At 44.4% G+C, this 20,240-nt stretch carries 14 protein-coding genes; 9 read left to right on the top strand and 5 right to left on the bottom strand.

Annotated elements, in window-relative coordinates:
* Positions 1–175: 175 nt before the first annotated feature.
* The 5 genes from H1A11_RS04020 (at position 176) to H1A11_RS04040 (ending at position 6,356) form a co-directional block, all read left to right on the top strand.
* On the top strand, positions 176–1,876 hold the full coding sequence (locus H1A11_RS04020) for an SDR family NAD(P)-dependent oxidoreductase (protein WP_119961676.1): 1,701 nt from the start codon (positions 176–178) through the stop codon (positions 1,874–1,876).
* Positions 1,877–1,988: 112 nt separating this feature from the next.
* Positions 1,989–4,457: an SLBB domain-containing protein gene (locus H1A11_RS04025; protein WP_117601469.1), complete on the top strand. Its 2,469-nt coding sequence runs from the start codon at positions 1,989–1,991 to the stop codon at positions 4,455–4,457.
* Between the two features lie 8 nt (positions 4,458–4,465).
* On the top strand, positions 4,466–5,572 hold the full coding sequence (locus H1A11_RS04030) for a Wzz/FepE/Etk N-terminal domain-containing protein (protein ID WP_181757749.1): 1,107 nt from the start codon (positions 4,466–4,468) through the stop codon (positions 5,570–5,572).
* Positions 5,551–5,898 (top strand): UpxY family transcription antiterminator, encoded by a 348-nt coding sequence (locus H1A11_RS04035; protein WP_005836079.1) that lies wholly within the window; start codon positions 5,551–5,553, stop codon positions 5,896–5,898. Before H1A11_RS04030 ends, H1A11_RS04035 begins: the two co-directional genes overlap by 22 nt.
* Positions 5,895–6,356 (top strand): WbuC family cupin fold metalloprotein, encoded by a 462-nt coding sequence (locus H1A11_RS04040; protein ID WP_117601470.1) that lies wholly within the window; start codon positions 5,895–5,897, stop codon positions 6,354–6,356. Before H1A11_RS04035 ends, H1A11_RS04040 begins: the two co-directional genes overlap by 4 nt.
* Positions 6,357–6,430: 74 nt before the next feature.
* Here the strand turns inward: H1A11_RS04040 and dnaJ are convergent, their stop codons facing one another.
* On the bottom strand, positions 6,431–7,603 hold the full coding sequence (gene dnaJ, locus H1A11_RS04045) for a molecular chaperone DnaJ (RefSeq protein WP_117601471.1): 1,173 nt from the start codon (positions 7,601–7,603) through the stop codon (positions 6,431–6,433).
* Positions 7,604–7,614: 11 nt separating this feature from the next.
* The gene (locus tag H1A11_RS04050; protein WP_117601472.1) at positions 7,615–8,247 is read right to left on the bottom strand and encodes a nucleotide exchange factor GrpE; all 633 of its coding nucleotides are present in this window, start codon (positions 8,245–8,247) and stop codon (positions 7,615–7,617) included.
* Between the two features lie 221 nt (positions 8,248–8,468).
* On the opposite strand from H1A11_RS04050, the gene H1A11_RS04055 reads away from it, so the two are divergent.
* Positions 8,469–10,088 carry an ABC-F family ATP-binding cassette domain-containing protein gene (locus H1A11_RS04055; RefSeq protein WP_005827934.1) on the top strand — a complete coding sequence of 540 codons (1,620 nt, stop codon included), beginning with the start codon at positions 8,469–8,471 and terminating at the stop codon, positions 10,086–10,088.
* Between the two features lie 116 nt (positions 10,089–10,204).
* Here the strand turns inward: H1A11_RS04055 and H1A11_RS04060 are convergent, their stop codons facing one another.
* Positions 10,205–11,866 carry an IS1182 family transposase gene (locus H1A11_RS04060; RefSeq protein ID WP_181757750.1) on the bottom strand — a complete coding sequence of 554 codons (1,662 nt, stop codon included), beginning with the start codon at positions 11,864–11,866 and terminating at the stop codon, positions 10,205–10,207.
* 310 nt (positions 11,867–12,176) lie between these two features.
* Complete coding sequence (locus H1A11_RS04065) at positions 12,177–13,229, bottom strand: leucine-rich repeat domain-containing protein (protein WP_181757751.1); 1,053 nt, start codon at positions 13,227–13,229, stop codon at positions 12,177–12,179.
* A 113-nt stretch (positions 13,230–13,342) separates the two neighbouring features.
* Here H1A11_RS04065 and H1A11_RS04070 point away from each other — a divergent pair, with 113 nt between their 5' ends.
* Positions 13,343–14,239 carry a CPBP family intramembrane glutamic endopeptidase gene (locus H1A11_RS04070; protein ID WP_117601474.1) on the top strand — a complete coding sequence of 299 codons (897 nt, stop codon included), beginning with the start codon at positions 13,343–13,345 and terminating at the stop codon, positions 14,237–14,239.
* 39 nt (positions 14,240–14,278) lie between these two features.
* Here H1A11_RS04070 and H1A11_RS04075 read toward each other — a convergent pair whose 3' ends face one another.
* Entirely contained in the window at positions 14,279–16,414 is a 2,136-nt protein-coding gene (locus tag H1A11_RS04075) for a Tex family protein (RefSeq protein WP_119961698.1), read from the bottom strand.
* 120 nt (positions 16,415–16,534) lie between these two features.
* On the opposite strand from H1A11_RS04075, the gene H1A11_RS04080 reads away from it, so the two are divergent.
* Together H1A11_RS04080 and H1A11_RS04085 are read left to right on the top strand one after the other, a co-directional pair.
* Entirely contained in the window at positions 16,535–18,445 is a 1,911-nt protein-coding gene (locus H1A11_RS04080) for a HAMP domain-containing sensor histidine kinase (RefSeq protein WP_181757752.1), read from the top strand.
* 26 nt (positions 18,446–18,471) lie between these two features.
* Positions 18,472–20,217 carry a bifunctional UDP-sugar hydrolase/5'-nucleotidase gene (locus tag H1A11_RS04085; RefSeq protein ID WP_181757753.1) on the top strand — a complete coding sequence of 582 codons (1,746 nt, stop codon included), beginning with the start codon at positions 18,472–18,474 and terminating at the stop codon, positions 20,215–20,217.
* Positions 20,218–20,240 lie beyond the last annotated feature (23 nt).

Here is a 20,240-nt window from a genome sequence, read left to right on the forward strand (position 1 = left end):
CAAAGGTACATCTTTATTTGAAAAGGCAAAAAGAATCCTTGTTTTTTTTAGAAATATTTTAGTAGAATAATTTTCTGTTTGAATGTTCTGAACTTTATTGCCTTAAAAATTGGATAATAAAACGAAAAGAAGCATCTTTGTCGTAGGTCCTATAGCAAAAAGTCTGATACTGATTATGAATTTTAGAACATATTATAAATATCTTTCTTCACGCATAGCGTCCAAATGGGTGGTGTTGTCGGTAGATGTAATTATCGTTGTGATTTCCATACTTTCTGCATGTTTTTTGCAATATAGGCTTTCGTCCGTATCTTATGAAATTTCTTTGTATGTATGGCTGACCATTTGGGCTGTATTGTGTAATGTCTGTTTCTTTCATATTTTCCGTACTTATGTAGGTGTCATCCGTTTTTCTTCTTTTGTAGATATTTATCGTGTGTTTTGGAGCCTTACGATAAGCTATGTTGTACTGTTTTTGGGGAATTTCTGTTGGTCTGTTTTGGGGCTTGAAGAAACTTTGCCGAACAGCATTCTGTTTATGGCATATATGTTTACTTTCTCTCTGATGGTTTGTATGCGCATTGCTGTGAAGATGCTTTATGAAGCTATTGCTTTTGATGCACGTCATTGCGTGAATGTTTTTATTTATGGATTCCATGGGACTGGAGTCGATGTTGCAAAATCCTTGAGAGTTAGTCGTAATAATCATTATCGCCTGCGTGGCTTTATTTCGGACGAACTTGATATGATAGGTAAACATACGATGGGATGCAGGGTATATCCCAACGATGAACAGCTGTTTGATCGTCTAAAGAAAAAGAAAGTGGATACAATCATTATCTCTCCAAGCAAGGTATCGGATTTGGAAAATTCCGGAATGCTGGATAAACTGTTCTCTCATGATATTCATGTAATGACCGTTCCTCCCTTAAGCGATTGTATGGATGATGGACTGATAAAGGACATTCAAATAGAAGATTGGCTTCGTGGAGAACCGGTACAAGTTGACATGCGTAAAATTGCGGCCCATATTGAGGGGCGTAGAGTAATGGTTACGGGAGCAGCGGGAGCTGTAGGAAGGGAAATCGTCCGCCAGTTGGCTACACTGAATCCTTATCAGTTGATTCTGGTAGATCAGGCAGAGTCCCCATTGTATGATGTACAGTTGGAATTGTCTGATCATTGGAAGAATCTGGAGGTCCGCGTATTGGTTGCAGATGTTGCTAACCGTACGCGTATGGAGGCTATATTTGAAGGAACACGTCCTCAACTTGTTTTTCATTCTGCTGCTTATAAACATGTACAACTGATGGATGATTTTGTGTCAGAGGCAATTCAAACGAATATATCGGGAACAGTGAATATTGCGGACCTGGCGGTAAAGTATAGAGTGTCCCGTATGGTTATGATGTCTGTAACTAATGCACGTCATCCGGAGAATGCTATGGAATATAGTAAGCGTGTGGCGGAAATGTATGTGCAGTCATCTTATTGCAGGTTGAAACGCGACAAAGGGGAAACTGATATGTTCATAGTACGTTTGGGTGAGATGTATCCGATGAATGCGCATTGTTTGATGACCTTGTCTGAAGCTTGTATGCTCACCCTGGAAGTGGGAGTCATGGGGGATGGAGGAGAAGTGTACATTGTAGGAGGGCCTGGGGATGGGCTTTTGGATTCTGTAATCAGTGAAAAGATAAAGCGTGAAAAGGCATCTGTTGATGATTATGAACATGTGCGGGAAGAAGTGCTGGCCTTGGTGCAACATAGTTATACCGAAAAAAAGGCTATTTTGATTGGACTAATGAAAAAAATAGTGCCAATTTTCTCACTTTCTTCTACCCAAGGAAAAGACGTGAAAATGACAGCTTTTTAATGCTTTTTCTGAAACTTAGAAGTGGAATAAATGTATATTATAAAATAATATATTACCTTTGTGCCCGATTTATATTTATTACAAGAACTCAAAAGATTAATCAGAATATTTTATGCGTAGATTAATAACACTATTCTTTTTGGTATTTACTTTGTCAGGAGTAGCTTTTGCTCAGCAGATGTCAGATGATCAGGTTGTTCAGTATGTAAAAAGCGCTCAGCAGATGGGTAAAAATCAAAAGCAGATTACTACTGAATTAATGCGGCGGGGAGTGACAAGGGAACAAGTTGAAAGAATTCAGAAAAAGTATGAAAATTCTAAATCTGGAAGTCCGCAGAGCAATACCCAAGATGAGAAACGTTCTCGTCAACGTGGTGAAATGAGTGGCGTAGTCAAAGGGTTGCGTACAACTTCGGAAACGTATTCTGCCAGGCAAACGGATGTTGCAGGGGATTCTTTACAAATGATGGATAATCGTTCCTTGTCTCAAGAGAAAGGGGCGGGGGATCCGACTTCGCAAATTTATGGTCATAATATTTTTACTAACGATAATTTGACTTTCGAACCTAATGTGAATGTTGCTACTCCCGAGAATTATCGTCTGGGACCTGGTGATGAGGTGATTATTGATGTGTGGGGAGCTTCTGAAACAACAATCCGACAAACAATATCTCCGGAAGGAAGTATTCTTGTGAATAATTTAGGACCGGTTTATCTGAGTGGTAAAACAGTAAGTGAAGCCAATAATTATTTGAAACAAGAATTTGCCAGAATATATTCTGGAGTAACTGGAAATGTTCCCTCTACCCAAGTTAAATTGACATTAGGAGAAATACGTTCTATTCAAGTAAACGTTATGGGTGAAGTTATGGTGCCCGGAACTTATACCCTCTCATCATTTGCTTCCGTATTCCATGCTTTATATCGTGCAGGTGGTGTGAATCCGATTGGTAGTTTACGCAGTATTAAAGTGATTCGCAATGGAAATACAATAGCAGATTTGGATGTTTACGATTTACTTATGAAAGGAAAAATGAAGGATGACATCCGTCTGCAGGATGGTGATGTAATTCTTGTGGATCCTTACCAGTCATTGGTACAGATATTGGGTAAGGTAAAACGTCCGATGTTTTATGAAATGAAACCCACTGAAACCGTAGGCACATTATTGAAGTATTCAGGTGGTTTTACGGGTGATGCTTATAAAAAAGCATTACGTATAATCCGTAAAAGTGGACGTGAGCATCAAATTTATAATGTGGATGAGATGGATTATTCTGTATTCCGCGTAGATGACGGTGATAAGATAACGGTTGATTCCGTTTTACAACGTTTTGAGAATCGTGTGGAAGTCCGCGGTGCTGTATATCGTGAAGGCTTGTATCAGTTGGACGGTACGATGAATACAGTGAAACAGCTGATTAAGAAAGCAGAAGGACTTCGCGGAGATGCATTCTTAAACCGTGCTATAATCGATCGTGAGCTTGAAGACTTGTCGCATGAGATTATACAAGTAGATGTGAAAGGTTTGCTGAACGGGACGGCTGCAGATATTCCTTTGCAGAAGAATGATATTTTATATATCCCAAGTATTCATGATTTGAAGGAAGAAGCTACACTTACCATCCATGGTGAAGTTGCCAATCCGGGTACATATCTCTATTCTGATAAAATGACAGTAGAGGATTTGGTGTTGCAGGCTGGTGGCTTGTTGGAGGCAGCGGCTACGACGAAAGTTGAAGTGGCACGGCGTATGAAAGATACGAAGAGTACATCTTTCAGTACTACAGTAGGCCAGAATTTCTCTTTTGATTTGAAAGATGGCTTATTGGTGGGAGAAGGAAGCCAGGATTTCCATCTTGAACCTTTTGATGAAGTTTATATTCGTAAGAGTCCGTCTTATTTTAAACAACAGAATGTTATGGTGGGAGGAGAAGTTCTTTTTAGCGGTAATTATGCACTATCGAAAAAAAATGAACGTTTGAGTGACTTGATAGCTAAGGCTGGTGGAGTGACTCCCGATGCTTATGTAAAAGGAGCGCGTCTTATTCGTAGGATGACCGAAGAAGAATTTCGCCGTAAAGAAGATGCCCTGCGTATGGCGCAAGCGGGAGGTGGAGATTCCATATCTGTAAAAAAATTGGATTTGTCTGATACCTATTCTGTAGGTATAAATCTGGGAGAGGCTTTGAAGAATCCCGGTTCAGATGCTGATATGGTGCTTCGTGAGGGAGATGTGTTATTTGTTCCGGAGTACGTAAGTACAGTGAAAATCAACGGTGCTGTAATGTATCCGAATACAGTTTTATATAAAAAGGGTGAAAGCTTGAAATATTACATCAATCAAGCTGGTGGTTTTGGTAATGATGCCAAGAAACGTAAGGTCTATGTAATATACATGAATGGTACAGTTTCTCGTTTAAAAGCAGGGAACAAGAAAGCCATTGAACCTGGTTGTGAAATAATTGTTCCAAGTAAAGAACAGAAAAAGAAGATGACTACTGCTGAAATTCTGGGAATGGGAAGTACGACAGCTTCTATTGCAGCGATGATTGCGACTATGGTTAATCTCTTTAAGTAATTTGAATTATGAGCGAAGAAAGAATACAAAACATAACCTCTCCACAACCTGAGGAACAAGAAATAGATTTGATAGAACTGGCCCAGAAAGTATGGGCTAGTCGCAAATTGGTTTTTAAGGCGTGTGGTATCGCTGCTCTTGTAGGACTGGTTGTTGCATTTAGTATTCCTAAGGAGTACTCTACAAGTGTGACATTGGCTCCGGAGAGTGGTGGTAAATCTGGTGGTGGAAGTATGGGAGCCCTTGCAGCCATGGCGGGTATCAATTTGGGCACTTCTTCTGGTGAGGATGCTTTGTCACCCGAACTTTATCCTGATATTGTAAGTTCTACTCCTTTTCTGATTGAACTGTTCGATGTTAAAGTCAAGGATCAGAAAGCAAAAGTAGACACGACTTTATATGCTTATTTGAAAGAAGAACAGCGTTCTCCTTGGTGGAGTGCAATTTTCTCCGCTCCTTTTAAGGTGTTAGGATGGACATTGTCTTTGTTTAAGGATGAACAGGAAGAGGGGGACGCAAAGCTGGATCCTTTTCGTCTTACTAGAGATGAGTCTGCCATTGCAGATGCTTTAAGTAAACGTATCTCTGTTTCCGTAGACAAAAAGACAGGTGTGACAACCTTGTCTGTTACTATGCAGGATCCTTTGATATCTGCTTCGCTGACGGATACCGTGATGCATTGCCTGCAGAACTACATCACAGATTATCGGACTAATAAGGCTCGTCATGATTTGGCATTTACCGAAAAACTTTATGGAGAAGCAAAGGCCAGTTATGAGGATGCCCAGAAGAAATACGCAAATTTTGTAGATGCAAACCAGAATATAATATTACTGAGTTATCGCGCAGAGCAAGAGCGTTTACAGAATGAAATGAATTTAGCCTATCAAGTATATACACAAGTGTCTCAACAATTGCAGATGGCAAGAGCTAAGGTGCAGGAGATTACCCCGGTATATACGGTTGTCCAGCCGGCTACGGTACCTTTGAAGCCTGCAAAGCCCAATAAATTGATGATTTTGATCGGCTTCATGTTCTTGGCAGGTGTCGGCAGTGTGGGATGGATATTATTTGTAAAAGATTTATTAAAGGGATGGAAAAAGCAAACAATATGATGACGGATAATGATATGATGTGCTGGCATGCATTGTACACAGCACCCAAGTCTGAACATAAGTTGATGCAGCGTTTGAATGCTGCGGGATATACTACATATTGCCCGATGCAGGCTGTGTTTGTAAAATGGAAAGGGCATACCCGGAAGGTGATTACCCCTCTTTTCTCCGGATGCTTGTTTGTTGCTGGTAATGTGGCGGAAGTTGCCTCATTGGCTTCCTCGCAGAAGGCTGCTATATTACTAGATAAAGAAGGAAAAAGTTTGTCTATTGAAGCGGGTAAAGCAGAACTTCCTGCCAAGTTTGCTCAATTGCTGAGGTTATGATGAAGCTGATAACAGAAGAGCTGCTGGATACCGTTACTTCACAAGCCAAGGAGAATTCCCGTTTACGTATGAATTATAATTTTCATGCGTCTATGGATGCCCCTATTCATCGGTTGCTGAATGCTTTGGAACCAGGAACTTATCTTCCTCCTCACCGTCATACAGATAAGGAAGAAACTTATCTGGTTTTGCGTGGAAGTCTGCTGGTATTTTTTTATGATGATGCCGGTAATGTAACAGATAAGGTATGCCTCAATCCTTCGGAAGGTAAATATGGTCTGGAGATTCCTTCTAATACGTGGCATAGTATTATTGCCTTGGAGTCAGGCACCGTTATTTTTGAAATTAAAAAAGGCCCATATCAGCCTCTACCCTCAGAGGATTTGGCTTCATGGGCTCCTCAGACTTCTGATGTGGAGGGAATAAAGGCTTTTATGAAGCGGATGTTGGAACTTTAATATTTTTTTGATAAAACAAAGAAGCCTCCCGATATTTTATTGTATATCGGGAGGCTTCTTTATGTACCATGTTATTAGTCAAACAGGTTCTTGAACTTCTTGAATATTTTCTCCTTAATCGAAGTGTTTGGCTTGAAGTTATCAGATTCTTCCATTTCCTCCAATGTTTTCTTCTCATCCTTGCTCAGCGTTTCGGGTACATATACGCTGACATTTACTAGCAAATCTCCCGTGCCGTATCCATTCACGTTGGGCAAACCTTTGCCGCGTAGGCGGAGTACTTTTCCCGGTTGCGTACCTGAGTCAATTTTTACTTTCACCTTTCCATCAATCGTGGGAATTTCTACCGCACCACCCAAGGCAGCTGTCGGGAAGCTGAGGAGCAGGTTGTAAATCAAGTCATTTTCGTCGCGTATCAGGTTCGGGTCTTGTTCTTCCTCTACAAGAATCAGCAGGTCACCCGGCACACCGTTGTGCTTGCCTGCATTTCCTTTTCCCCCCATAGAGAGCTGCATACCTTCTGCGACACCTTTCGGGATTTTTACGGTTACTACTTCTTCACCGTATACAATACCTTCACCGGCACATTCCTTACACTTGTTTTTGATGATTTTGCCTTCACCGCCACAAGTTGGGCAAGTGGTTCTTGTTTGCATGGTGCCGAGTATGGTTTGCTGGTTACGGATTACCGTGCCGCTACCGTTACAGGTCGGGCAGGTTTCGGCGCCGCCGTCGCCTTCGGCTCCCGTGCCATGACAGTGGGTACAAGGCACGTATTTCTTCAGCTTGAATTTCTTTTCCACACCGGTAGAGATCTCCTTGAGGTTCAGTTTTACCTTGACGCGCAAGTCCGAACCACGGTAACGGCGTTGTTGTGTGCCGCCACTTCCACCGAAACCTCCAAAACCGCCAAAACCTCCTCCACTGTGTCCACCAAAGATATCACCGAACATGGAGAAGATGTCGTCCATGGACATGCCTCCACTGAAGCCGCCGAACGGACCACCATTACCGGCGGCACCACCCAGTCCGGCATGGCCAAACTGATCGTAGCGGGCACGCTTGTCCGGATTGCTTAGTACGTCGTATGCCTCTGCCGCTTCCTTGAATTTCTCTTCGGCTGTTTTGTCGCCCGGATTCTTGTCCGGATGATATTGGATGGCTTTTTTGCGATAGGCTTTCTTTATTTCTTCTACCGTTGCTGTCTTTTCGACTTCCAATACTTCGTAGTAATCTCTTTTTTCCATACAGTTTTATGTTATTCTCCGACTACCACTTTGGCATGACGGATCACTTTGTCGTTTAGGATGTAACCGGTTTGTACGCAGTCCAGAATTTTGCCTTTCAGTGCTTCATTGGGTGCCGGAATCACGGCGATGGCTTCGTGATAGTCTGTGTCGAGCGGTTGTTCCTTTGTCTCTATCACCTTAACGCCGTTTTGTCCCAATACAGACATGAATTTGTTGTAGATAAGTTCAACGCCTTCTTTTACGGCAGCTACATCGGTAGCTGTCTCCATGTTTTTGAGGGCGCGTTCAAAGTCATCCACAATGGGTAGGATACTGCTGATACTCTTTTCACCACCGTTCAGGATGAGTTCTGCCTTCTCCTTCATGGTACGTTTGCGGTAATTGTCAAACTCGGCAGACAAGCGCAGATATTTGTCTTTCTGCTCTTCAATCTGTTCATTGGCCTTTTCCAGTTCCTGGGCGAGCTTTTCTTCTTCTGTTAGGGGAGCTTCGTTTTCTTGTGAAACTTCTTGTCCTACGGTTTCTTCGTCACATTCGTTAGGAGTAGCTTGAGTTTTCAGCTCCTCTTCCTGGTTGTTTTCTTTTTCTTTCGGATTCATATTGTTATGCTTATTATTCTTGTAAAATGATTTTGCTTTCATTGCTGTTAAGGGTTTAAGTTAATACGATATCAGTGCTCCAGCAAAAACTTTGCCAAAACGGATGTTTTTGCCGAAAACGCTGCAAAGGTAATACTTTTATGTCAGATTGACAGCGCTTCTCTGTGTCTATTCATGGAAAAATAACTATCTTTGCACTCGCAATTCGCAGACTAATAGGTATTAAATAGTAAATTGTAAATAAATAAATCGTAAATATAAAGATGATTACAGTCTCTAATGTCTCAGTACAGTTTGGTAAAAGAGTGTTGTTCAATGACGTAAACCTGAAGTTTACAAGTGGTAACTGTTACGGTATCATCGGTGCCAACGGTGCCGGAAAATCTACTTTCCTGAAAACGATTTCCGGGGAGCTGGACCCTACGACGGGTTCCATCATGCTGGCTCCGGGAGAGCGTCTTTCCGTTTTGAGCCAGGACCACTTTAAGTGGGATGCTTTTACGGTAATGGACACGGTGATGATGGGACACACGGTGTTGTGGGACATCATGAAGCAGCGTGAAGTGCTGTATGCCAAAGAGGATTTCACAGACGAGGATGGACTGAAGGTTTCCGAATTGGAAGAGAAATTTGCCGAGCTGGACGGCTGGAATGCCGAAAGCGATGCTGCCGCCTTGTTGAGTGGTTTGGGTATCAAGGAGGACAAGCATTATCTGTTGATGGGTGAGTTGAACAACAAGGAAAAGGTGCGTGTCATGCTGGCGCAAGCTCTCTATGGAAATCCTGATAACTTGCTGCTGGACGAGCCTACCAATGACTTGGATATGGAGACCGTGACTTGGCTGGAAGAGTACCTCTCCAACTTTGAGCATACGGTGCTGGTGGTAAGCCACGACCGTCACTTCCTCGACTCCGTTTGTACGCATACGGTGGACATCGACTACGGAAAGATTAACCTCTTTGCCGGTAACTATAGCTTCTGGTACGAGTCCAGCCAGCTGGCGCTCCGTCAGCAGCAGAACCAGAAGGCAAAGGCCGAGGAGAAGAAGAAAGAGCTGGAAGAGTTTATCCGCCGATTCAGTGCCAATGTGGCAAAGAGCAAGCAGACTACCAGCCGCAAGAAGATGTTGGAGAAACTGAATGTAGAAGAAATCAAGCCGTCATCACGTAAGTATCCGGGCATTATCTTTACGCCCGAACGCGAACCGGGTAATCAGATTCTGGAAGTTTCCGGTTTGACGAAAACGCTGGAAGATGGTACGGTGCTGTTCCGCGACGTCAACTTCAATGTAGAGAAGGGAGACAAGATTGTATTCCTTTCGCACGACCCGCGTGCCATGACCGCCCTGTTCGAGATTATCAACGAGAATATGAAACCGGATGCGGGTACCTTCAACTGGGGTGTGACTATCACCACCGCTTACCTGCCGCTGGACAATACTGCATTCTTTAATACAGACCTGAATCTGGTGGACTGGTTGAGCCAGTTCGGCGAAGGCAATGAAGTCTACATGAAGAGTTTTCTGGGACGTATGCTGTTCTCCGGTGAGGAGGTGCTGAAGAAAGCAAGCGTATTGTCGGGAGGTGAGAAGATGCGTTGCATGATTGCACGTATGCAGCTGCGCAATGCCAATTGCTTGATTCTGGATACACCTACCAATCACCTCGACTTGGAGTCTATCCAGGCATTCAACAATAATCTAAAGACCTATAAGGGCAATATCCTTTTCTCATCCCACGACCACGAGTTCATTCAGACGGTTGCCAACCGTATCATCGAATTGACTCCGAACGGTATTATCGACAAGATGATGGAGTATGACGAATACATCACTTCAGACCACATCAAGGAGTTGCGTGCACGTATGTACGCAACAAAGTGATAACGGAAGCTAAGGACTAAATAAGCATATTTTAAATCGTTCCATCATGATGAGGTTGTGTCAAAACGTTGGCACAACCTCTTTTATATTTTAAGTTCTGCTATATTTTCTTTTGGCTATGCTACTTTTTCCTCATGCATTTGGCAGCAAGTTGCTATATTCCAATTATATCGGGTTATAAATAGTCCCATAAACAAATATTTGGCAACTGTAATGAGCCCCTTTCCTTCTTTTATCAGTTTAGCACACATTTTTTTGATATTAAAGGCTATAGCAAAGAAAGCAAAGTCCATTGTAACCTTGTCTTCTCCCACATGCCGGAATCTTCTGTATGCCATGTTGTATTTCATTTGTCCAAACACAGCTTCTGGTTCTATACACCTCCTGCCTCTATGCTTGATACCTTCTTCTGAGAGCAACCTTTCCCGTGCCTGCCGTTTGTATTGATTTAATCGGTGGTTGACTTCTATAATACGGTTCCCCCGAGCTTTAAAACAACTGCCACGCAAAGGGCAACCTTCGCATCTTTTTGCTTTATACCGGGCACTTTCGGTGATGTATCCGCTCGCTGTCTTGTCACGTTTGGTTCCTATACGGTTCATGTGCTGTCCCATAGGACAAACGTAATAATCCTCTTGGGCATTGTAATGGAGACTTTCGGCATGGAACGGGTTGGGAGTATAACGGGGACGCTGTTCTTTATGGAAGTAATTGTACTTGATGAAGGCTTCTATCCCATTCTCCTGCATGAACCGGTAATTTTCTTCCGAACCGTAACCGGAGTCTGCCACGCAGATATTCGGTAAACGGTTATAGCGGTACTGGAAAGAGTGGAAAAAAGGTATGAGGGTCAGTGTATCGGTAGGGTTGGGAAACAGACGGAAGTCTGTGATAAATTGGTTTTCAGTACCTATTCGCAGATTATATCCGGGTTTGGTCTGCCCGTTCTTCATGGCATCTTCTTTCATGCGCATGAATGTGGCACCAGGATCGGTCTTGGAATAGGAGTTACGTTCTCCAAGGGTATCAAGGTGATTGTCATATTCTATCAGCTTGTCACGATACCCTTCAAGTTCCCTGACCTGCTTCTTCTTTTTGCGCAGGGCTTTCTTTTCTTCCTTATCCTTTGTTGCAGGCTGGCGTTCCAGGGCTTCTTTAAGTTCATCCACTATGTCAGAGAGCCTGCAGGAAGTAAACTCCACGGATGTGTCTTTTATAGAGTTCTCCTGTGCAATGGTTTCATCCACCTGCTCCAAGAGAATACGGATTTTATCCATTAGTCTCGTACGGTTCCGTTCGACTGTCTTGCGCCAGACAAAAGTATATTTGTTGGCTTTGGATTCAATCTTGGTGCCGTCAATATACTCCACATCAAGGCTGATGAAACCTTTATCGGCAAGGACAAAAATCAACTGGGTAAATACATTATTTATTTCCTCCTTTACACGGTTACGAAAACGGTTGATCGTGATAAAATCCGGATGCTCATTACCGGCAAGCCAAATATAATGAATGTCACGAAGGAGGTGCTTCTCTATTTTACGGCAAGAATAGATATTATTCATGTAGGCGTAGATTATCACCTTAAGCATCATTTTAGGATGATAAGGACAACGGCCCGTTTCCTTATAAAGCTTCTTGAAACTCTCAAGATTGAGGTTGTCAATAACAGCATTCACGATGCGGACCGGGTCGTTCGCAGCTATGTTTTCATCAATTCTTTGTGGAAAAAGAACGGTTTGGTTGGGAATGTAAGGACGAAAATGTAACTTTGCCATAACGAAAAACTTTATGCCTAAAGATACGAAAACTTTGGGTAATAACAAAGCCCGGGCTTGAGAAAGTCTGGGCTTTGCGCATAAAAAAAGGCTGTGTCAGCATTTTGACACAACCTCACCACGGTGGAACAATATTTCTGCCATGATGGAACGATTCTTCTTTCATATCTTTTTTGTTTAATAAAGGCTTGTGCGATATTGAAAAAAAGAAGAAGGTGTGTTAGAATGATTTTTAGCTATCATTCTGACACACCTTCTTTTGCTATTAAAAGAGTCTCTTTGTTCTTATTAAGGCGGGGAATAGTCTGGGTTATTGTTTCTCCTTATATATAATTTTGCCTTGGCTTTCGCCGAAAAGGTTGTCGCCCAGCGTGGTAATCTTATTCCCCGTGGCAAGCACATAGCGCAGGTTGTCGCATCCCATAAATGCTCCGTACTCAATGGCGGTTACACTAGCAGGAAGCACCAGCGTGCCGCACAAACGACCGCAGCCACTGAATGCACGCTGTCCGATGCTTCTAAGCTCTTGCGGGAGCCGTACGTTCAGCAGATACTTCTTTTGGGTGAAAGTATAGTCGGGAATTGCAGTGGCATTACTGTTGGTCATGTCGATGGAAACCAGATTGGGCATATAGTCGCGTATCAATGTGAAGTCGGCTTCGTCCATTTTACCTTCAACGGTCAGAAAGTTAACGTCTTTGGGCTGAAATCCGGCTCTTAGCAGTTCGCTGGCAAGGCTGCCCATTTTACCAATCTGCACATTTACTGTCAGTGGTTCTCCTTCAATGAATGCAAAGGTCTCCCATTTCTTTTTGGTACGGTAGGAGTCACTGCATCCCAATGGAACAAATATGGCTGTAACGCTATCAGCCAATGCTTCGGACAACAGATTGGGAGCCGTTTTCTTCCGTATCTGGCATATCTTGAGATTTTTGCATCCCTTAAAGGCAGCATCTTCGATGTTCTTGGTCTTGTCGGAAAGGATAACCCTAGTTAGTGTCTCCTTGCCAATGAAGGTACTGTCGTCCATTTGCTTGCAGAAGGCATATGCCGGAATGCAATTGGCAGGATATACGTAAAAACGGTTTGGATAAGTTCCGTTCTTGCCTGCATACGTGCTGATAGATGCGTTCGAGATGTCCAACTGCTGCAGATTCTTGAATTCATCTCTTAGATGCCTGAAGTCTATGGCATTCAGTTTGCCCAGCAGGGTTAGTTGGGTAATTTCATTAGCTTCCGCTTCAGTCATCAGCTCCACCAAGGTACCGGGTTTGGCTACGTAGTATCTTTTGGATTTTTGTGCCGAGGCATTCAGCATTAACGCCAGTCCGGCAATGGCTAAAAGTATTTTTCTTAGTTTCATGTTTATTGATTCTAGATTGATTTTTCAAATATAGGAAGAAAACGGCAGGAATACATGAGGTTTTTTCTTTTTATTATTATTTTTGTCGGATATTAATCAATATTGAGATACAAATGGAGACAGAAGAGACGGTAAAGGAAGGGCTTGTTACAGCAAGTAAAGCAAAAAGTATTTGGTTGGCATTCGTTGATATAGTACTGTTTGCTGTACTTTCAATGATTTTTCTGTTTTTGTTTGCCATACCTTTTGCATTAGTTTTTCCGGAGTTGAAGACGGAAGTTGGTGAAACAAACATTTACTTTCAGATGCTGAATGAAGTCTTGATGCTGGTCAGTGGGCTGATTGCCGCTTGTATGGTGTTGGGCTTTAGGAAGCTTCCTTTTTCGGGTTTGGGCTTGTCTTTGAAGGGATGGGGCAGGAGCCTGCTGAGAGGAGCTTTGTTTGTCGTGTTCTTGTATGTAGTCGGTTTTGGCTTGTCTTTGCTGTTAGGGGCAGTGGAGGTGGTAGGGTTCTTGTTTTCTCCCATATCTCTGCTGGTCAGTCTTTTGCTTTATTTTTTTGTGGCGGTTACGGAAGAAGTTATCGGACGCGGTTTTATTTTAGGGCGTATGCTGGATGGAGGCATCAATAAGTTTGTGGCATTGTTTATCTCTGCGGTGTTATTTTCGTTGATGCACCTTTTCAATCCTAACTTTGCCTTTGTCCCGTTTCTGAATATCATGCTGGCAGGTTGTTTCTTGGGGGCTTCCTATATATATACGCGTAACCTCTGTTTCCCCATTGCCTTGCATTGGTTCTGGAACTGGATTCAAGGTTCCGTTTTGGGATATAAAGTCAGTGGAAATGAATTCAGCAATGAGAATCTGCTGATTCTTCACTTTCCGGAAGAAAATTTGATAAATGGAGGAACCTTCGGGTTCGAAGGCTCCATTCTGTGTTCACTACTTTTAGTGCTTGGTACAGTAATTATCTTAAGACACTATTATAAGGGATTAGAGATTAAGGATTAATACGGAAACCATTAACCATTAATCCCTAATCCTTAATCCCTAATTCTGTTCCACTCCTTTCATTGTCAGCTGTATGCGTTTCCGGTCCATATCTATGCTGAGTACCTTTACGCGTATATGCTGGTGAATGGACACTACTTCATTAGGGTCTGATATGAATCTGTCGGCGAGTTGGGAGAGGTGTACCAGTCCGTTTTCCTTGATGCCTATATCGACAAATGCGCCGAAGTTGGTGATGTTTCCTACGATGCCGGGCAGTTCCATGCCTTCGCGCAGGTCGTTGATGGTGCGCACGTTCTTATCAAATTCAAATATCTTTATCGGTCCGCGCGGGTCACGTCCGGGCTTGTCCAGCTCTTGCAGGATGTCTTTCAGTGTCGGCATGCCCACGGTGGGGGAGAGGTAGCGTTCCGGATTAATCTTCAGACGCAGCTCCCGGCTGGCTATCAGTTCGGCTACGCTGCAATCCAAGTCCTTTGCCATCTGTTCTACGATGCAATAGCTTTCCGGGTGCACGGCAGTGTTGTCCAGCGGGTTCTTTGCCTGCGGAATGCGTAGGAAGCCGGCACATTGCTCAAATGCCTTGGCGCCCATGCGCGGCACTTTCATCAATTCTTTACGGGAGGTGAAGGCACCGTTTTCGGCGCGATAGTTCACAATGTTCTGTGCCAGTTGAGGACCCAATCCCGAGATATAGGTCAGCAGGTGGCTGCTTGCGGTGTTTAGGTTGACACCTACCAGGTTTACGCAGTTCTCTACAGTTTGGTCCAGCGACTTTTTCAGTTTTGTCTGGTCCACGTCATGCTGGTATTGCCCCACACCAATAGATTTCGGGTCAATCTTTACCAACTCTGCCAGTGGGTCCATCAGTCGTCTGCCTATGGACACGGCACCACGCACGGTGACGTCGTAGTCGGGAAACTCGTCCCGTGCAATTTTAGAGGCCGAATAGATGGAAGCTCCCTGCTCGCTGACGATAAATATCTGCACATCGCGGTTGAAGCGCTGATGCTTCAAGAACTCTTCCGTCTCGCGGCTGGCAGTTCCGTTACCTATGGCTACGGCATCTATTTTATAGGACTCCATCATCATTTGCAGTTTGGCGAATGCCTCCTTCTGCTTGCTGACTGGAGGGTGGGGGTAGATGTTCTCATTATGGAGTAGATTTCCTTGTGCATCGAGGCACACAACTTTACAACCAGTACGAAATCCGGGGTCTATACCCATCACACGCTTTTGCCCCAATGGTGAGGCCAGTAGCAATTGACGAAGATTTTCCGCAAACACTTTGATGGCTTCCTCGTCGGCGCGCTCCTTGCTTTGGGTCGCGAATTCCGTTTCTATGGACGGTTTTAACAGGCGTTTGTAAGCATCTTGCACAGCTTCTGCTACTTGCTGTCCACAGGCGTTGTTGCTCCGTACGAACTGCCGTTCTAGGCGCTCCGCACACTCTTCGTCATTGGGGCTGATGCTGACTTTCAGCAAACCTTCCGCTTCAGCGCGCCGGATGGCGAGCAGACGGTGGGAACTGCATCGCCGCAAGGATTCGGAGTAGTCGAAATAGTCGCGATATTTGGCCGCTTCTTCTTCTTTGCCTTTCACCACCTTGGCGGTCAGTGTGCCTTGGCGGACAAAGGAACTCCGGACGCTGTTTCTAGCCCGTTCATCTTCACTTACATGCTCGGCTATGATGTCACGGGCACCTTTCAGTGCATCTTCCACGTTCTTCACGTCTCCTTTCACATAACCGGCGGCGCGTTCCTCCGGATGGGGCTCACGTTGCAGCATCAGCAGGGTGGCGAGGGGTTCCAGTCCTTTTTGGCGGGCTGCTTCGGCACGTGTTTTCCGTTTGGGTTTGTAGGGAAGGTAGATGTCCTCCAGTAGGGTGTTCTCCCAGGTCTCCTCGATACGCTTCTGAAGTTCGGCGGTCAGTTTGCCTTGTTCTTGAATGGTGCTGAGGATGGTTTCTTTACGTTTGGCGGTTTCGCTCAGCTTTTCGTAGTGGGTCTTTATGGATTCAATCTGCACTTCGTCCAGTCCTCCCGTCACTTCCTTTCGGTAGCGGCTGATGAAAGGGATTGTCGCTCCGTTTTCCAGCAAGCCGAGGGTCTGTCTTATTTGTTTTTCTGATATGCCGAGAACGGCAGATATCATTCGATGAAAATCTTGTATCATTTTGTATCTCATTTTATAAATAGGGATCAAAAGTACAAAAAACAATTGTTGTTTTTCCTTTAGATTCCAACTTTTATCTATATTTGTCAAAGCTATGGAGCAATTAAACGAATCAATCAATTGAAACACATATATCGTACAATATTACCATGCGTGGTAGCGCTTTTCTGCTGCCTTTTGCCTGTTTTCTCAATTACGGGAGAGCATCCGGTATTGATTATCAGCTCCTATAATCCGGATGCCGGTCGGACTTCCAGCAATATCTCTGACTTTATGGAGGAATTCCAACGTTTAGGAGGGACAAATACCGTTGCATTGGAAAACATGAATTGCAAAAGTTTTTCCGAAGCTCCTTTTTGGGAAAAGAGAATGGCAGGGCTATTATCCAAATACCAGAATGATAAAAGTCCGGCATTGATTGTTCTTATTGGGCAGGAAGCTTGGGCTGCCTACCTTTCTTTGGAAGACTCTGTACGCGGCAATACTCCGGTAGTGAGTGCGCTATCCAGCCGGAACGCCATATTGTTGCCGGGAGATACCATCGATTTGAAAACTTGGATGCCTGAATCCGTAGATTTTTTCACGGATTTTCCGGATTCGCCTATCAAGGCCGGTTTCGTTTATGAGTATGATGTGGAGGCGAATATCAACATGGTAAAGCAGATGTATCCTGACACCGAGAATATCGCTTTTATATCAGACAACAGTTATGGTGGTGTTGCTATGCAAGCCTATGTAGTGAAGGAAATGAAGAAATTTCCCGAATTGGATCTGATACTGCTTGACGGACGTGTCAATACAATATATACTATTTGTGATAGGTTGCATGAACTGCCGGAACATACGGCAGTATTAATGGGGACGTGGCGCGTGGATATGAATGATGGCTATTTTATGCGTAATGCTACTTATGCCATGATGGAAGCTGCTCCAGCCTTGCCCACATTCTCTTTGAGTTCTGCAGGTTTGGGATACTGGGCTGTGGCAGGCATCGTTCCTGCCTACCGTGCTTTGGGCAAGGAGATGGCAAGGCAATCTTATCGTCTGCTGACTGACCCACAGGATGGGAATACTCATATGGAAGTCATTCCGAATGAGACCATACTGGACGGCAAGCTCGTGAAGGAAAAGGAACTGAATATTGCCAACCTTCCGGAACCGGTAAAGATGCTGAATGTAACCCCTTCTTTCTATGAACAGTACAAGTATCATATCTGGTCTGTCTGTGCTGTGCTATTGGTGCTGTTGGGCGGTTTGTTCGTTTCCCTTTATTTTTATTATCATACAAAGAAGTTGAAGGATGAACTGGAGGTATCCGAAGGTGCTTTGCGAGAGGCAAAGGACCGTGCTGAAGAATCCAGCCGCCTGAAGAGTGCTTTCCTTGCCAATATGAGCCACGAAATCCGTACGCCATTGAATGCGATTGTGGGCTTCTCGGACGTGCTGTCTGCCGGAGGAGCCTCGGAAGAAGAACAGCGTGGCTATTTTGAAATTATCAGGACCAACTCTGATTTGCTGCTTCGGCTGATTAATGACATATTGGATGTGTCCCGTTTGGAGGCCGACCGCGTCATCCTTTCTTTGGAGAGCTGCAATGTAGTGCAGATATGCCAGCAGGTAGTAGCTTCCGTGGCCCAGGCACGTAGGTCGACCAATCAATTCCTATTTGAGTGTGAACGTGAGGTGGTGGAGATGCGGACGGACGTGCAGCGTTTACAGCAGGTTGTGATAAATCTGCTTTCCAATGCGGACAAGTTTACAAAGGAAGGTACGATAACCTTGAAGCTGGAACTGGATACAGCAGGGAATGTAGCAGTATTTTCGGTGACTGACACCGGTTGCGGCATTCCTTTGGACAAACAGAAACGGGTGTTCGAACGTTTCGAGAAGCTGAACGAATATGTGCAGGGAACCGGCTTGGGCTTGTCCATCTGTAAGCTGACCGTTGAGAAGTGGGGCGGTGAAATTTGGATAGATTCTGCCTATACGGATGGAGCGCGGTTTGTATTTACCCATCCCATGAATTTATAAGGACTGACAAGAAATAAGGAAATATAATGAAAAGATTTAGTTGTTTTTTTATCTGGATTTTTGTCCTGACAAGCATACTGCCTGCGCAGGAAAGAGAGGTGAAACTGAAAGTCGTACAGACCAGTGATATACACGGAAACTACTATCCCTACGACTTTATACGCCGCCGGGAGGCAACCGGCAGTCTGGCACGCGTGCATGCTTTGGTGCAAAAAGAGCGTGAGACTTATGGCGAAAACCTGATTCTCTTGGACAATGGCGACATTCTGCAGGGACAGCCCACTGCCTACTACTATAATTACATAGATACTGTTGCTCCCCATCTGACTGCAGAGATGATGAATTTCATGGGGTATGATGCCGGTAATATGGGTAACCATGATGTAGAGACCGGTCGTGCCGTTTTCGACCGTTGGGCAGGTGATTGCCGTTTTCCGATATTGGGTGCCAATATTGTGGATATTGCTACCGGAGAAACCCATTTCAAACCCTATGAGGTGCTGGAACGTGACGGAGTGAAAATTGTGGTTCTCGGTATGATAACTCCTGCCATTCCCGTATGGCTTTCAGAGAATCTGTGGAAAGGGTTGCGTTTCGACGATATGGAGGAGACTGCCCGCAAATGGATGAAGATTATCCGTGAGCAGGAAAAGCCGGATTTGGTTATCGGTATGTTCCATGCCGGTCAGGATGCCCAGCTGATGGGAGGCAAGTTTCGCGAAAACGCTTCGGTGGAAGTGGCATGCAATGTGCCGGGATTCGATATTGTCCTGATGGGCCATGACCATGCTCGCGAATGCAAGAGGGTGTGCAACATAGTTGGTGACTCGGTACTGGTGATGGACCCTGCCAGCAACGGTGTCGTTGTAAGTAATGTGGATATAACCTTGAAATTGCGTGACGGCAAGGTTGTTGGCAAGAAGATAGACGGCATACTGTCCGATACGAAAGACTACGGTGTCAGCGAAGAGTTCATGCAGCGCTTTGCCCCCGAATATGCAGCTGTGCAGAATTTTGTTTCCAAGAAAATAGGTTCTTTTACCGAGACCATCTCCACACGTCCTGCCTATTTCGGCTCTTCCGCTTTTATAGACCTTATTCATGAGTTGCAGTTGGCAATCAGCGGAGCGGATATTTCTTTTGTGGCTCCTTTGTCCTATGATACGGAAATCCGTAAAGGAGACATTTTTGTGAACGATATGTTCAATCTGTATAAGTATGAAAATATGCTTTACACCATGCGTCTGACGGGAAAGGAGATACGCGATGCCTTGGAGATGTCGTATGATTTGTGGACCAATCGGATGAAGTCTCCGGACGACCATATCCTTCTCTTCCGTGAGAAGCGCCGCGAAGGTGCTACGGATAGGGCCTCATTCAAGAATTTCAGCTTCAACTTCGATTCTGCGGCGGGTATTATCTACACGGTGGATGTGACCAAGCCGGATGGCGAGAAGGTAGCCATTCTCAGTATGGCAGACGGTACTCCGTTCGATATGGATAAAATGTATAAGGTAGCGGTGAATTCTTATCGCGGAAACGGTGGCGGCGAATTGCTGACAAAGGGGGCCGGCATCTCGCAGGATGAATTGAAGGAGCGCATCATCCACTCTACGGATAAGGACTTACGCTATTATCTGATGCAGTACATTGAGCAGAAGAAGGTGATTGAACCGCGTGCGCTGAATCAGTGGAAGTTTATTCCCGAAGAGTGGGCGGCTCCGGCTTCCAAACGTGATTATGAGTTCTTGTTTGGCAAAGTTAAAGAATAATTCACTATCTTTGCGGCTCAAAA

The sequence above is a fragment of the Bacteroides sp. CACC 737 genome (assembly GCF_013874375.1).
Taxonomy (GTDB): Bacteria; Bacteroidota; Bacteroidia; order Bacteroidales; family Bacteroidaceae; genus Bacteroides; species Bacteroides uniformis.

Bases quoted from the DNA above. Each gene is read 5' to 3' on its own strand.
- H1A11_RS04020 (WP_119961676.1), top strand. From the start codon at position 176: ATGAATTTTAGAACATATTATAAATATCTTTCTTCACGCATAGCGTCC.
- H1A11_RS04025 (WP_117601469.1), top strand. From the start codon at position 1,989: ATGCGTAGATTAATAACACTATTCTTTTTGGTATTTACTTTGTCAGGA.
- H1A11_RS04030 (WP_181757749.1), top strand. From the start codon at position 4,466: ATGAGCGAAGAAAGAATACAAAACATAACCTCTCCACAACCTGAGGAA.
- H1A11_RS04035 (WP_005836079.1), top strand. From the start codon at position 5,551: ATGGAAAAAGCAAACAATATGATGACGGATAATGATATGATGTGCTGG.
- H1A11_RS04040 (WP_117601470.1), top strand. From the start codon at position 5,895: ATGATGAAGCTGATAACAGAAGAGCTGCTGGATACCGTTACTTCACAA.
- dnaJ (WP_117601471.1), bottom strand. From the start codon at position 7,603: ATGGAAAAAAGAGATTACTACGAAGTATTGGAAGTCGAAAAGACAGCA.
- H1A11_RS04050 (WP_117601472.1), bottom strand. From the start codon at position 8,247: ATGAAAGCAAAATCATTTTACAAGAATAATAAGCATAACAATATGAAT.
- H1A11_RS04055 (WP_005827934.1), top strand. From the start codon at position 8,469: ATGATTACAGTCTCTAATGTCTCAGTACAGTTTGGTAAAAGAGTGTTG.
- H1A11_RS04060 (WP_181757750.1), bottom strand. From the start codon at position 11,866: ATGGCAAAGTTACATTTTCGTCCTTACATTCCCAACCAAACCGTTCTT.
- H1A11_RS04065 (WP_181757751.1), bottom strand. From the start codon at position 13,229: ATGAAACTAAGAAAAATACTTTTAGCCATTGCCGGACTGGCGTTAATG.
- H1A11_RS04070 (WP_117601474.1), top strand. From the start codon at position 13,343: ATGGAGACAGAAGAGACGGTAAAGGAAGGGCTTGTTACAGCAAGTAAA.
- H1A11_RS04075 (WP_119961698.1), bottom strand. From the start codon at position 16,414: ATGATACAAGATTTTCATCGAATGATATCTGCCGTTCTCGGCATATCA.
- H1A11_RS04085 (WP_181757753.1), top strand. From the start codon at position 18,472: ATGAAAAGATTTAGTTGTTTTTTTATCTGGATTTTTGTCCTGACAAGC.